Source organism: Streptomyces rimosus subsp. rimosus (genome assembly GCF_000720725.1).
GTDB classification, from domain to species: domain Bacteria; phylum Actinomycetota; class Actinomycetes; order Streptomycetales; family Streptomycetaceae; genus Streptomyces; species Streptomyces rimosus_A.
On record NZ_JOCQ01000048.1, the window covers coordinates 34,746 to 46,290 of the forward strand.

Annotated in this window: 12 protein-coding genes; 5 read left to right on the forward strand and 7 right to left on the reverse strand. The window is 70.6% G+C overall.

All coding sequences use genetic code 11. The features are described from left to right. Window positions 1-358: 358 nt before the first annotated feature. Both IH45_RS1000000148900 and IH45_RS0124075 read right to left on the reverse strand, forming a co-directional pair. Window positions 359-529: a hypothetical protein gene (locus tag IH45_RS1000000148900; protein WP_158813245.1), complete on the reverse strand. Its 171-nt coding sequence runs from the start codon at window positions 527-529 to the stop codon at window positions 359-361. A 691-nt stretch (window positions 530-1,220) separates the two neighbouring features. Then, window positions 1,221-1,403, reverse strand: coding sequence for a hypothetical protein (locus IH45_RS0124075; RefSeq protein ID WP_030672116.1), 183 nt, complete (start codon window positions 1,401-1,403; stop codon window positions 1,221-1,223). Between the two features lie 65 nt (window positions 1,404-1,468). Here IH45_RS0124075 and IH45_RS1000000148905 point away from each other — a divergent pair, with 65 nt between their 5' ends. Next, window positions 1,469-1,636, forward strand: coding sequence for a hypothetical protein (locus IH45_RS1000000148905; protein ID WP_158813247.1), 168 nt, complete (start codon window positions 1,469-1,471; stop codon window positions 1,634-1,636). A 184-nt stretch (window positions 1,637-1,820) separates the two neighbouring features. Here IH45_RS1000000148905 and IH45_RS0124085 read toward each other — a convergent pair whose 3' ends face one another. Further along, window positions 1,821-2,486, reverse strand: a complete 666-nt coding sequence (locus IH45_RS0124085) for a response regulator (protein ID WP_030672118.1) — start codon at window positions 2,484-2,486, stop codon at window positions 1,821-1,823. Then, the gene (locus tag IH45_RS0124090) at window positions 2,483-3,532 is read right to left on the reverse strand and encodes a sensor histidine kinase (protein ID WP_078897751.1); all 1,050 of its coding nucleotides are present in this window, start codon (window positions 3,530-3,532) and stop codon (window positions 2,483-2,485) included. The genes IH45_RS0124085 and IH45_RS0124090 overlap by 4 nt, the downstream gene beginning before the upstream one ends. A gap of 228 nt (window positions 3,533-3,760) precedes the next feature. Between IH45_RS0124090 and IH45_RS0124095 the strand changes: the two genes are divergently transcribed. The 4 genes from IH45_RS0124095 to IH45_RS0124110 all read left to right on the forward strand — a co-directional run bounded on the left by IH45_RS0124095 (window position 3,761) and on the right by IH45_RS0124110 (window position 8,453). Beyond that, a complete protein-coding gene (locus tag IH45_RS0124095; RefSeq protein ID WP_030672122.1) occupies window positions 3,761-4,339 on the forward strand; it encodes a hypothetical protein in 579 nt (192 codons plus the stop codon). 29 nt (window positions 4,340-4,368) lie between these two features. Next, window positions 4,369-4,980, forward strand: coding sequence for a hypothetical protein (locus IH45_RS0124100; protein WP_324607954.1), 612 nt, complete (start codon window positions 4,369-4,371; stop codon window positions 4,978-4,980). A gap of 1,020 nt (window positions 4,981-6,000) precedes the next feature. Further along, the gene (locus tag IH45_RS0124105) at window positions 6,001-7,218 is read left to right on the forward strand and encodes a cytochrome P450 (RefSeq protein ID WP_030672126.1); all 1,218 of its coding nucleotides are present in this window, start codon (window positions 6,001-6,003) and stop codon (window positions 7,216-7,218) included. A gap of 86 nt (window positions 7,219-7,304) precedes the next feature. After that, the gene (locus tag IH45_RS0124110; protein ID WP_050515136.1) at window positions 7,305-8,453 is read left to right on the forward strand and encodes an MFS transporter; all 1,149 of its coding nucleotides are present in this window, start codon (window positions 7,305-7,307) and stop codon (window positions 8,451-8,453) included. 547 nt (window positions 8,454-9,000) lie between these two features. Here the strand turns inward: IH45_RS0124110 and IH45_RS0124115 are convergent. The 3 genes from IH45_RS0124115 to IH45_RS0124125 all read right to left on the reverse strand — a co-directional run bounded on the left by IH45_RS0124115 (window position 9,001) and on the right by IH45_RS0124125 (window position 11,543). Next, entirely contained in the window at window positions 9,001-10,059 is a 1,059-nt protein-coding gene (locus IH45_RS0124115) for a tartrate dehydrogenase (protein WP_030672130.1), read from the reverse strand. 98 nt (window positions 10,060-10,157) lie between these two features. Next, entirely contained in the window at window positions 10,158-11,042 is an 885-nt protein-coding gene (locus IH45_RS0124120) for a LysR family transcriptional regulator (RefSeq protein ID WP_030672133.1), read from the reverse strand. 105 nt (window positions 11,043-11,147) lie between these two features. Then, the gene (locus IH45_RS0124125) at window positions 11,148-11,543 is read right to left on the reverse strand and encodes an STAS domain-containing protein (RefSeq protein ID WP_030672135.1); all 396 of its coding nucleotides are present in this window, start codon (window positions 11,541-11,543) and stop codon (window positions 11,148-11,150) included. Between the last annotated feature and the right edge of the window lie 2 nt (window positions 11,544-11,545).

Below are 11,545 nucleotides of genomic sequence, written 5' to 3' on the forward strand. Positions count from 1 at the left end.
CCCGCGGCCTGATGGAACGTGTCCCATCGCTCCTGCTGCGCCTCCACGATGTTCTGTTCCATTCTGAGGGTCAGGTTGCCCGTACAGGCCCTGGACGCCGGCGATCTCGTGCCCCATGCGAGTCTCGATGGCGGTGTCGCAGTGCCCCTCCTCTTCGAGGCACTCCTTCATCCAGTGCCGCAGCCGGTAGACCGCCATTTCCCCACCGAGAACTCCTCCACGGGCGGGATGGCGGGCCGCGCGGCGTCCCTGCGGCCGTCGCGGGCGGATGCGTGGCCGGCCACCATGAGACGAGCGACACGTCCACCCTGCAAGGGTAGTAGCGGGACCTGGCTTCAAGCCGTTGCGTAAGCGCCAGTTACGCCGGCGATTGGAAGCGCTGCGCCTTCGTTACTCGACACGTGATCGCGCCGTTCGCTTCCTCGAAACTTTGCACGGTCATGCTGCTTTTCTGGCCCGCCGCGACATCTGTGATGTCTTGAACCTCCTCTATCCGTGCGCCGGACGCATCGAGGAATTCCACCTGCATCAGGTAACTGAACGGATGGGCTGCGGAATTCGTGACCACGAGCTTCGCTGAGGGCCGCTTCCACGCCCTCTCGACTGAGCATCCGGTCACCTTCACATCCCGCCTGGCGTCGGCTATGGGGCCCCCGCCTTCCCCGGCCGCAGAACTCGGCGAAACACTCGGCGCCGCTGTTTCACTCTTTGGATTGGCACTCTCTGACGCGCAGCCAGCGAGCGCGATCGCCCCCGCGAACAGACCAACTGCGGCAAGGCGTCTGTGCATGAATCCCCCGTGGAGTTGAGTGTGTGACCGTACGAGCAAGGCACTGCTGGAGATGTAGGCGTGGGGCCGTATGACCGTTATCCGGCGTCCCCGCCGTGCACGCCGCGTCGCGGCGTGGGCTACCTCTGCTGCTGCACGGCTTGCGACGCCCGCCAAACTGGGCGAGCCACCGACGACCGCCAAGCCCTCGCTGGCTGTGGCCAGTTCCAACGCCGTGCCGGATGAGGCAATTTCGGTGATCTTACCCGAGTCCCTGACTGTCCGCGCCCGGCGATCTACTTCTACTGCTGCATCACGGCGGCTCATCCATGCGGCCGTCGCCCCCGGTGGGCGGTCGTAGCGGCTCGCGAGGAGAGGGGCCTTCGTCGGCCTGGACAGTCCCCTGTCCCAGCTTGATCGATGCGATGGGGGCGCGATGGAACCAGGGAGTTCACGCAGCCATGATCAGCTCTTCGCGTGTCGCCGCAGTCCATGCCTCCAGCAGGCGCTCGTACTCCTCCTGGTCCTCCGGCCACAACGGCTGGCCCAGCCGCGTCGCCATGAACGTGCGGATTCGCTCGTTCACCTCACCGGCAGACTGCGGCGAGACGGCCGAAGAACAGGTGGAAGGCATACCGCGGATCTTACGGGCCGGGACTGACAGCCGTCCTCGCCTTTTCCAGCGGCCGCCGTCACGAGGTGAGAACCGGTCAGGGTGGCCAGCAGTGCCTTCGGGGTGAGGAGGCGGGCGGGGTGTGGCCGGAGGACCCGCGCGAGGCGCTGCGGCGCGAGGTGCTGGACGCCTACGGCCTGTTCGTCCAGGCGGCCCACGCCCGCGATCCCGCACACGCCAGGCCGGAGCGATAGGGAACCAACCGCCGCACCACATTGCCGCGCCAGCGGAGGAGACTTGCCGATGCCGCGCCCGTCTCGGTGCAACCGTTCTCGGACCTTCACTCGGTCTTGCTGCAGCCCTGTGCTGTCACAAGGGGGAGGCCCCTGTAGTTCTCCTGTTTGTGGTCTCCCGGTGATGTCTGCGGCGGCGAGCTTGTCACGCGGGGGATGTTGGCGCCGGTCGGTCTGAAGGTGCTGCCAAGCCCGTCTCCCAGGCCCAGGCGGCGATCCCGACTCGGTTGCGTACCCGCAGTTTGCCCTGGACGTTGGCGAGATGGGTCTTCACCGTGCCGGGGGTGATGACCATCCGTGCGGCGATCTCCGCGTTCGTCAGGCCCTGCGCGACCAGGCGGACGATCTCCCGTTCGCGGGGCGTCAGCGGGTCGGGGGCCGGGGTGGCCGCGGTGGGAGGGGCGAGGTGTTGGAGGAGGCGGACGGTGATCTGGGGGCTGATGAGTGTGTCACCGGCCATGGCGGCCCGTACCGCTTCGATCAGCAGCGTGGGGCCGGAGCGTTTCAGCAGGAAGCCCGAGGCGCCGTGGCGCAGGGCGGTGTGTACGTAGTCGTCCAGGTCGAAGGTGGTGACGACCACGACCCGGGTGTCCGCGGCGAGCCGTCGGGTGACCTCCAGGCCGTCGAGGCGTGGCATGCGGATGTCGGCGAGGACGACATCGGGGCGCAGCGTACGGGCGAGGTCGACCGCGTGGATGCCGTCCGCGGCTTCTCCGACCACCGTCATGTCCGGCTGTGAGTCGAGAATCATCCGGAAGCCGCTGCGGACGTCGTCCTGGTCGTCGGCGATCAGAACACGGGTCGTCGTCATGCGGGATCTCCGGCGACGGCAAGGGAGGCGGGACGCGAGGTGAGGTGCGGGGTGGGGAGGGTGACGGTGAGGCGCCAGGTGCCGTCGTCGGCGGAGGTGTGCAGACTCCCGCCCAGGGCGCGGACACGTTCGGTCAGGGCGCGCAGACCCGTCCCGCCGCTCTCGCGGGCGCGGGGTCGGCCGCCACCGGTGTCGTTGGTGACGGTCAGCCGGACCGCACCGTCCTCCAGCACGAGAGCCACCTCGACGCCGGCCGCGTCGGGGGCGTGGCGGCGGACGTTCGTCAGGGCCTCCGTCGTGACCCGGTGGACCGTGGCGGCGGCTTCCCGGGACAGCGCGGTCTCCACGCCGGGGGCGATGTCGATACGAGCCCGGGTGCGGCCGGTTTCATCGAACCTGCTGACAAGTTCGATGAGATGGGCCGCACTCGGGAGGGGCGCGCGGTCGGCCTCGCGCCCCGGCTCCCGCAGCAGGTGGACCGTCCGGTCGAGGGACGCCAGCGCCGCCAGCCCGGCTCGCTCGATCCGCTCCAGCGCCCCGGCCACCGCGTCCGGGTTCTGGCCGGCCACGAACCGGGCGGCCTGGGCCTGCGCCACGATGCCGCTGATGTCATGGGCGACGAAATCGTGCAGGTCGTGCGCGAACGCGAGCTGCTGGCTGAGCCGCGCCTCGTGTACGGCTCGGCGTCGGCGGTGCTCCATCAGCCGTGGGTACCCGCCCACGACGGCCGCTCCCAGTGTGGGCACGAACCAGAAGGCGCCCATGCCGACCCGCTCATAGAGGGACGCGTCCGGCACGAACGGCTGGGGCCACAGGACGAGCGCCACTGCCGCCAGGCCGACGCCCAGGGCAGCTTCCTGGCGCGGCGCCCACCGGAACGCGGCCGCCTGCAGCGCGACCAGTGCGGTGGCCGCCGCGAAGAGCGGGCCGGACTCGTCCTGCCCGACGCCCGGGGCCCATACGAAGGTGACGGCGATCATCACGGACGCGGCGAGTACGGCCACCCGCCCCGTCCAGGCCCGCACCACCACCAGACGACGTCTCATCCCCGCTGCCTCCCCAGTTCTCCCGGCCCGCCCGGTGGGCCGGTCAACGCCGGGTGCAGCTTATGCGCGGGAACCGGTCGCCGCCTCCGCCGATCGGCACAGGCGCGCCCGCACCTGCGCCCGGAGATCTGCCGGTCGGCCGATGGCCGCGCACCCGCCCGGCCCGGAAAGCTGATCACGTCAACGAGGCCGTGTGGCCAACCAGACTCAAGGAACCAGGAGTTCAGCATGCGGTACGCAAGGACGACGGTGGTCGGTGGCGCGCTCGCCACCGTGATGACGCTCGGACTGCTCGCGGGGACCGCCACCGCCGGCTCACCCGCCGCGGAATCCGCGGAATCCGAGAAGGCCAGAGAATCGAGCCTCACCGGCTCCGCCACGATGGACCGGGGGAAGAACGGCGACCGTGTGTCCTTCTCCTTCGACGCCCACGGCTTCGCCCCCACCAACGTTCGCGGCACGTCACGCGGTACCTTCCGCTTCAGCCACCACTCCGCGGACGGCAAACGAGGCGCCACCTTCGAAGGACGCATCGACTGCCTCCTGACCGGAGGCCCCATAGCCACCGCGACCGGGATCATCACACGCTCCGACCACCACGACCGCCGGGTCATCGGCAAGCGGGTCGGCTTCACCGTTTACGACAACGGCAAGCACGACCGGGTCGGCTACAGCTGGGCGGTCGACACCATACCGACGATGAACGTGCCCCAGTGCCTGAGCGCCGCACCCTACGAGACCGCCAAAAGCGGCGACTTCACGGTGCAGCACGTCCTTCCGCCCACCCCCGTCGAGGAGGGCCGGTGACAGCGCACGGAACGGCCACGGTGACACCGGTGACGAGGGCAAGGGCTACGGCAACGACCGTTCCGGAGACGACCGGCGGAACGGTGCCCACCGGCACATCCCTTCCGCCGCCCCGCTGGGCGATCCGGCTCGCCCACCTCGCCGCGCTCACCCCGCTGCCCAGCAGCCTGTGGAGGATCGCTGCCGCACTGGGCATCCCCGTCGGTTTCACCGGCGACAATGCGCTGGCCACGGTCACCTTCGGCAGCTGGTTCTCGCTCTACATGATCGCCTTGAGCCTGTTCGCCGACGGACTCGGGCTGCTGGCCCTCGGCCTGGTCCGGCACTGGGGTGAAGTCTTCCCGCGCTGGATTCCGCTCATCGGAGGCCGGCGCGTACCGACGGCGGTGGCTGTGGTCCCCGCCGGGCTGGGGGCGATCGTACTGACCGCCGTCGGCGTGATGGGCGTGTTCGGCTGGAACGCGCCGGGCAACATGGGTCACCCGGACGCCCCGGACGGCATCGCGTACTGGGCCATGACCATCTGCTACCTGCCGCTGGTGGCCTGGGGGCCGCTGCTCGCGGCGGTGACGGGACACTACTGGCTGCGGCGTCACCGGGGTCGCCGCAGCCGGTCGCGGAACCTGCACAGGCCGGGGTAGGTGCTTGCCACTATCGGCGAAGGCCCCGCCACCACGCTGACCATGAACTCCCCGGCAAGGCGCCACGATCCGCACGACTCTCTCCCTGGCTCTCTGCGATGACCACCGGTGCCCGGACGACCGGCTCGGTGCCGGTCTGCGCGACATCCCGCCCCACGGTGCTCGCCTGCCGGTGCGGGGCTGGCTGTTCATCCCTTGGTTCGTGCGGCGGGGCGGGTGAAGCCGAGAAGGTCGGTGCCGCCTTCTCGGAGGGGAGGCGGTGCGGATTCGGGCGCGCGGGGTGCGGTGTTCCTCGGGGCGGACGGAAGACGGCCACGGGGGGCGGGCCCGGCGGCCCGTACCGGAGCGGGAGGCCCGGGGACCGGTGCCACGAACACGGCCCGGTCGGGCGGCCGGCGCGGGGCGTGGCGGGCAGCAGAGGGCGTGAGCTCCGTGGTTACCGATGGGCGGAAGGCCGGCGGGGCTGGGGGCGTGTGCCGCGTATGTGGGGTGGGAGCGGACGCGTCGAGCACCGGCGGACGGAACATCGGCGACCCCGGGCGGGGTACGCCGGGCGGGCCTTACGAGCAGGTCCGAACCGTGACGAAGTGCAAGGCGTTCGGCAGCTCCCCTATGAAGTTTTCGGAAACTGGGTGTGGGCCCAGTGCAGGGAGTCCTCGCAGGGCTTCTGCAAGCCTCGGGAGAGGTCGATCAGTTGGCGTTACCAGCTCGACGAGAGGGCAGCTGGAGGCTGGCTCACCTGCCGCGTCCAGGTGACACGGGCCTGCCCGTCGGCTCCCTGCCAATCCATGCGGCGGAGCCGACCTGCCGACGCAGGAGGAGTGCACCGGGTTGACGACGAAGTGCACCACCGCGTGCACGTACCGATCCCCCCGTTGGTCAGGTCGCGCTGAAGAGCGCCGCTGGCGGCGAGGGGAGCATGCGGGTGACATGACGCATAGCGGCGTTTCGTAGACGCATACTGTCTGTGTATGGCGTTCTGCATGGAAAGCGCCTGCCGTCAAAAGCAGAAGAGGCACTATGACTCTCACGGACTGGCGCGACGAGGACATCTTGAAGATGCCGCGTGATTTCCCGCCCGGTCCTCTTTTCACCATGCCGCCGGTCTTCACCGAGTTGCAGGACAGCCGTCGGCTGTGCCCGGTCGAGATGCCGAGCGGTGACCGGTTGTGGCTGGTTACGCGGTATGAGGACGTACGTTTCGTGTTGCACGATCCGCGGTTTTCGCGGGACCTGGTCTTTCCCGGGGCGCCGCGGATGGCCGGCGAGGATCTCACCTCGGTCGACGGTTCCTTGTTCAATACGGAAGGCGACCGTCACGCCCGCCTGCGCGGGGTCGTCAGCTCGTACTTCACCCGCGGTATGGCGGACCAATGGGGCTCGTTGATGCGCGGGTATGCCAACGTCCTGCTCGACCACATGGTCGGCAACGGCCGGAGTGATGACCTGATCAGTGCCTTCAGCGTACCGCTCATCGCCCGGTTCGCCCGAGCGCTGATGGGGCTCAGCGGTCAGGAGTACGCCTGGGTGCAGCGCAGCATCCGGCAGCAGCTCGACCTGTCGGGCGACCAAGCACAGATCGCCGGCAGGACCGCCGCTGTCTCGCAGCTGGCCGAGAGGCTGCTGTCGCGGGCGCAAGCGGACGCGGACGCCGCGCCCGGGCTGGTCATGACCTTGGTGCAGGCCACTCACGAAGGGCGCATGACCTGGCAGGAAGCGGTAGGGACCACAGGATTTCTGCTGATGAACGTGACCGAACCGCTCCTGCCGCCATTGACGGTCGGTGTCATGACGTTGCTGCTGCACCCCGAGCAACTGGCCGAGTGCCGGTGCGATCCCCGTCTGTGGCCGGAGGCAGTACGGGAAGTGCTGCGCTACCACAACAACGCGATCACCAATTTCCCGCGGGTGGTACAGGAGGACCTGGAGTACGGCGGCACCCGCATTGCACGGGGCGAAGGAATTCTGACCTCCGCACTTGCGGCCGCGCACGATCCACGCGCGTACGCCGATCCCGGCACATTCACCATCCACCGGCGAGAGAAGACGTCCATCTATTTCGGCGCAAGCTCCCATTTCTGCCTCGGAGCGGCGCTCGTTCCCGTGGTGCTGGCCGCGGCCTACGAGGTGCTGTTCACGCGCCTCGGCGCGCTACGGCTGGCGGTGGAAGAGCATCAGGTGCGCATGGCGGACGATTCCTTCTTCCCCTGCCCGGCACATCTTCCGGTGGCCTGGTGAGCGACAGGACAGGGCAGACACGGGCTGCGACTGCTGACGCCTCCGGCGAGAATGACGGGGCTGTCACCCGTGCCACCTTGCTGCTGATGGCGACCGCCACCGGGCTGTCCGTCGCCGGCAACTACTTCGCCCAGCCACTCCTGGGCCTGTTGGCCCGCCATTTCCACCTCGGCTCCGGCACCGCCGCGCTCGTGGTGACCGTCGGCCAGGTCGGATACGCCTGCGGACTGGTGCTCCTCGTGCCGCTGGGCGACCTGGTGGAACGGCGGCGGCTGACCGTGACCCTGTGCGTCGTCACCGCGTTCGGGCTGCTGTGCATCGCCGCCGCGCCGAACACCGCACTGCTGTGGACCGGCCTCGCCGTCACTGGCCTCTTCTCCGTCGGGGCGCAGGTCATGGTGCCGTTCGCGGCGACGATGGCCGCCCCCGACATGAAGGGCAGGGCCGTCGGCATCGTCATGGCGGGACTGCTGCTGGGCATCTTGCTGGCCCGAACGGCCGCCGGCGGCCTCGCCGAACTCGGCGGATGGCGCACCCCCTACTGGGTCAACGCCGCCCTGATGCTGACGGCGGCGGCGCTGCTGCGCCGCGCTTTGCCCTGTTTCCCGCCCGCCCGGCGCATCCCCTACCCGGCCGTCTTCCGCTCCATGGCCGGCCTGTGGCGCACCCATCCGGTGCTGCGGTGGCGGATGCTGACAGGCGCATCGAGTTTTGGAGCGTTCACGGTGCTGTGGACGTCGCTGACGCTGCTGCTGTCCGGGCCGCCGTACGGCTGGTCGACGGCGGCCATCGGTCTGATGGGGCTGGCCGGCGCGGCCGGTGCGGCTGCCGCCGCGGTCGCCGGGCGCCTGGCCGACCGAGGGCTGGCGCAGCTGGTCACGGTCGTCAGTGCCGTACTCCTACTGGTGTCCTGGGCGCTTCTGCGCGCGGACGCGTACGGTCTGATCTGGCTGGTCGCCGGTGTCCTGGTGTTGGACCTGGCCGTGCAGGCTGTGCACATCAGCAACCAGAACGTGGTCTACGCCCTGGCCCCGGAGGCCCGCAGCCGGCTCAACTCCTTGTACATGACCTCGTACTTCCTGGGCGGAGTCGCCGGTTCCGCACTCACGTCCCTCGCGTGGAGCCATGCCGGCTGGGGCGGCGCCTGCGCTCTGGGCGCCGCGCTGTCGGCCGTCACCCTGCTGTCGTGCTGGGGCGAATGGTACGAGCGTAGGCGCCTGCTCACTTCGTCCTGAATCAGTCGTCGTCCGAGGGCTTGATGGCAGGCGGCGACCTGCGATGTGGCGCGGACCGACCGGACATCGTCTCCAGGAAACGGGACAGAGCTTCGTACTGGGCCAGGACGGTGCCGGGTGGGCCGGTCTGCCGCTGTGGGGACGCCCAGCCCGACCCGGCCCGGCACGGTGACGCCTTTCCAGCTGCCGGTCCCCAACCGCCGGGCCATTTCGTTGACGGGCGCTTCGCCGTCGGTCTGACATGATCAATTGGGAGACGGGTGGGAAATCGCTGTCGCAGATTCCTGCGAGCTGCTGCCAAGTGTTGCGGGAAACTGCGAGAAACCGTCATGCGTGGGCACAGGGACGGCGAGGAAGCCGGGCCCGCGAAGAACGGGTCCGGTTTCCCTGCGTAAGGCAACTGCCGCTGCTGTGACCTCGCTCTGAGCCGGCAGCGTGCGCGGTGCCGCGGTGCCATGGCCTATCTCCTCGTCTCCTCGTTCCCACTGCGGAACGGGCGCGGCCGGGGGAGCGGCGGCCCGGTGCGGGAACGCCGGGGCCGCGGTCCTCACAGGAGTTCGAGGAGCCGGTCGGTGAACTCCGCGGTGGTGGCGGTGCCGCCCAGATCGGGTGTGCGGACATCCGTGTCGGCGAGGACCGCCGCGATGGCGTCGGTGACGTCCGCGGCCGCCGCGGGGTGCCCGAGATGGTCGAGCATCAGGGCGGCCGACCAGATCGCGCCCAGCGGGTTGGCGATGCCGCGACCCGCGATGTCCGGCGCCGAACCGTGCACCGGCTCGAACATCGAGGGGAACTCGCGCTCCGGATTGAGGTTGGCGGCCGGCGCGATGCCGATCGACCCGGCCACGGCGGCGGCCAGGTCGCTGAGGATGTCCCCGAAGAGGTTGGAGGCGACCACCACGTCGAAGCGGGCCGGGTCGAGCACGAACTTGGCGGCCAGCGCGTCGATGTGCTCCTGGTCCCACGTCACCTCCGGGTGCGCGGCGCCGCGTTCGGCGACCAGTTCGTCCCAGAACGGCAGGGTGTGCACAATGCCGTTCGACTTGGTGGCGGAGGTCAGCCGTCCCCGGCGGCCCGCTGCCAGCGCGAAGGCGTGGTCCAGCACGCGCGTCACCCCGGCCCGGGTGAACACCGATTCCTGTACGGCTGCCTCCTCGGGGAAGCCGCGGTTCAAGCGCCCGCCGATCTCGCTGTACTCGCCCTCGACGTTCTCCCGTACGACGACGAGGTCGACCTTCCCGGCCCCCGCGCCCCGCACCGGACTGTCGATCCCCTCGAAGACCCGGACCGGCCGCAGGTTGACGTACTGCCGGAAGCCGCGGCGGATCGGGATCAGCAGCCCCCACAGCGAGACGTGGTCCGGCACGTCCGGACGGCCGACCGCGCCCAGCAGGATGGCGTCCTTGTCCCGCAGCAGGTCCAGCCCGTCCGGCGGCATCATCGCGCCCTCGCGCAGGTACCGCTCGCAGGACCAGTCGTCGTACGAGGTGTAGGAGAACGCGAAGCCGTGGCGGCGGCCGACGGCGTCGAGGACGCGCTGCGCCGGGGGCAGTACCTCGGTGCCGATGCCGTCGCCGGGGATCAGGGCGATGCGGTGGTTCGTCATGCGTCCGATTGCAGCAACGGGGCGCTCGGCGCGTCCAAGACGCATTGGTGATCTGCCTGATAAGGAGGCGTTATCAGGGAGGGGCGCGGAGTTGGTGCTCAGCCGGCGGCCCCGGGCAGGGCCGTCGTCACGAACGCCCGCGCGGCGGGGGACAGGCCCGTACGGCGGCTGACCAGGCCGACGTTCAGCGTCGTCGTCGGCTCGATGTCCAGAACCCGGGCACCGGCGTGCTCGGCCATCGCCCGCCAGGACTCCGTCACCACCGCCGACCCCACCCCGGCGAGCACCAGTGGGAGCAGAGCCACCCGGTGCTCGGTCTCGGCCGCGACGGTGAACGCGACGCCGCGCTCGCGCAGGCCGTCCACGTACGCCCGCATCCCGGTGCCCCGCTGCCCGACGATCAGCCGCTGCCCCGCCAGCTCCTCGCAGCCGACGGCGCGGCGCCCGGCGAACGGGCCGTCGGGGGCCACCACCAGCACGAAGCGCTGCTCCCCTGCGGGGTAGGACGTCACCTCCTGGTCCGGCAACGGCCCCGACGTGGCCAGCAGGCCCAGCTCGGCCGCGCCCGTACGCACCATCTCGACCACGTCCCCGGACGTGAACGCGGCCTTGATGACCACGCGGACGCCCGGGTACCGGCCGCTGAAGGCACGGATCATCGAGGTCAGCGGCTCCACCGCCTGGGACGGCATCGTGGCCACGTCCACCCGTCCCGTCCGCAGCTCGTGGACCGCGGCCACGCTGGCCCGCGCGGTCGCCAGGCCGCGGACCGCCGCGCGGGCCGGTTCAATCAGCGCCCGCCCCGCCTCGGTGAGCACCGCGCGCCGGCCGACGCGGTGGAAGAGGTCGCCGCCCAGGTCCCGTTCGAGCGCCCGGACGGCCTGGGACAGTGACGGCTGCGAGACGTACAGGGCCGATGCCGCCCGGTGGAAACCGCCCTGGTCGACGATGGCGAGGAAGTACTCCAGCTGCCGGATGTCCATGCGCCGATTCTCACCCGCGCCTGGTGCCGGGGCGCGGGCCGGTGCCCGCCACCGGGCTCCGGCCGGCACGGCCGCCGGGGCCGGACCCGTCCCGTACGCCGTGCCTCAGCCATCCTCCGTCGTACGGGATAAACCGCCGCCCGAGGCCAGTTCGGCCACCGTCCACGGGCGGCCGCAGACGGGCAGGCCGGCCACCGCCGCCTCGACGTCCCGGTGGGCGGGCAGCAGCCAGGCGGTGCCGGTACGGGCGGTCAGCTGACGCGCCGTGGCGCTCGCGCCGATCAGCACCACCCCGCCGCCGGTCGCGCGCAGCAGCATCGACAGGCGTGCCAGGGTGCCCAGCGCCTCGACGTCCAGGTCGTCGGCCGTGGTCACGTCCACCAGGACCACCGGTGCGGTGGCCCCGAGCCGGACGGCGCTGGCCAGCCGGGCGGCGGCGGTCGGCGCGTGCCCCGTGAGGGCGAGCAGGTGATAGCGGGAACCCGCGGCGGACGAGGACATGG

Bases quoted from the DNA above. Each gene is read 5' to 3' on its own strand.
- IH45_RS1000000148900 (WP_158813245.1), bottom strand. From the start codon at position 529: ATGCAGGTGGAATTCCTCGATGCGTCCGGCGCACGGATAGAGGAGGTT.
- IH45_RS0124075 (WP_030672116.1), bottom strand. From the start codon at position 1,403: ATGCCTTCCACCTGTTCTTCGGCCGTCTCGCCGCAGTCTGCCGGTGAG.
- IH45_RS0124085 (WP_030672118.1), bottom strand. From the start codon at position 2,486: ATGACGACGACCCGTGTTCTGATCGCCGACGACCAGGACGACGTCCGC.
- IH45_RS0124090 (WP_078897751.1), bottom strand. From the start codon at position 3,532: ATGAGACGTCGTCTGGTGGTGGTGCGGGCCTGGACGGGGCGGGTGGCC.
- IH45_RS0124095 (WP_030672122.1), top strand. From the start codon at position 3,761: ATGCGGTACGCAAGGACGACGGTGGTCGGTGGCGCGCTCGCCACCGTG.
- IH45_RS0124105 (WP_030672126.1), top strand. From the start codon at position 6,001: ATGACTCTCACGGACTGGCGCGACGAGGACATCTTGAAGATGCCGCGT.
- IH45_RS0124110 (WP_050515136.1), top strand. From the start codon at position 7,305: ATGGCGACCGCCACCGGGCTGTCCGTCGCCGGCAACTACTTCGCCCAG.
- IH45_RS0124115 (WP_030672130.1), bottom strand. From the start codon at position 10,059: ATGACGAACCACCGCATCGCCCTGATCCCCGGCGACGGCATCGGCACC.
- IH45_RS0124120 (WP_030672133.1), bottom strand. From the start codon at position 11,042: ATGGACATCCGGCAGCTGGAGTACTTCCTCGCCATCGTCGACCAGGGC.
- IH45_RS0124125 (WP_030672135.1), bottom strand. From the start codon at position 11,543: ATGTCCTCGTCCGCCGCGGGTTCCCGCTATCACCTGCTCGCCCTCACG.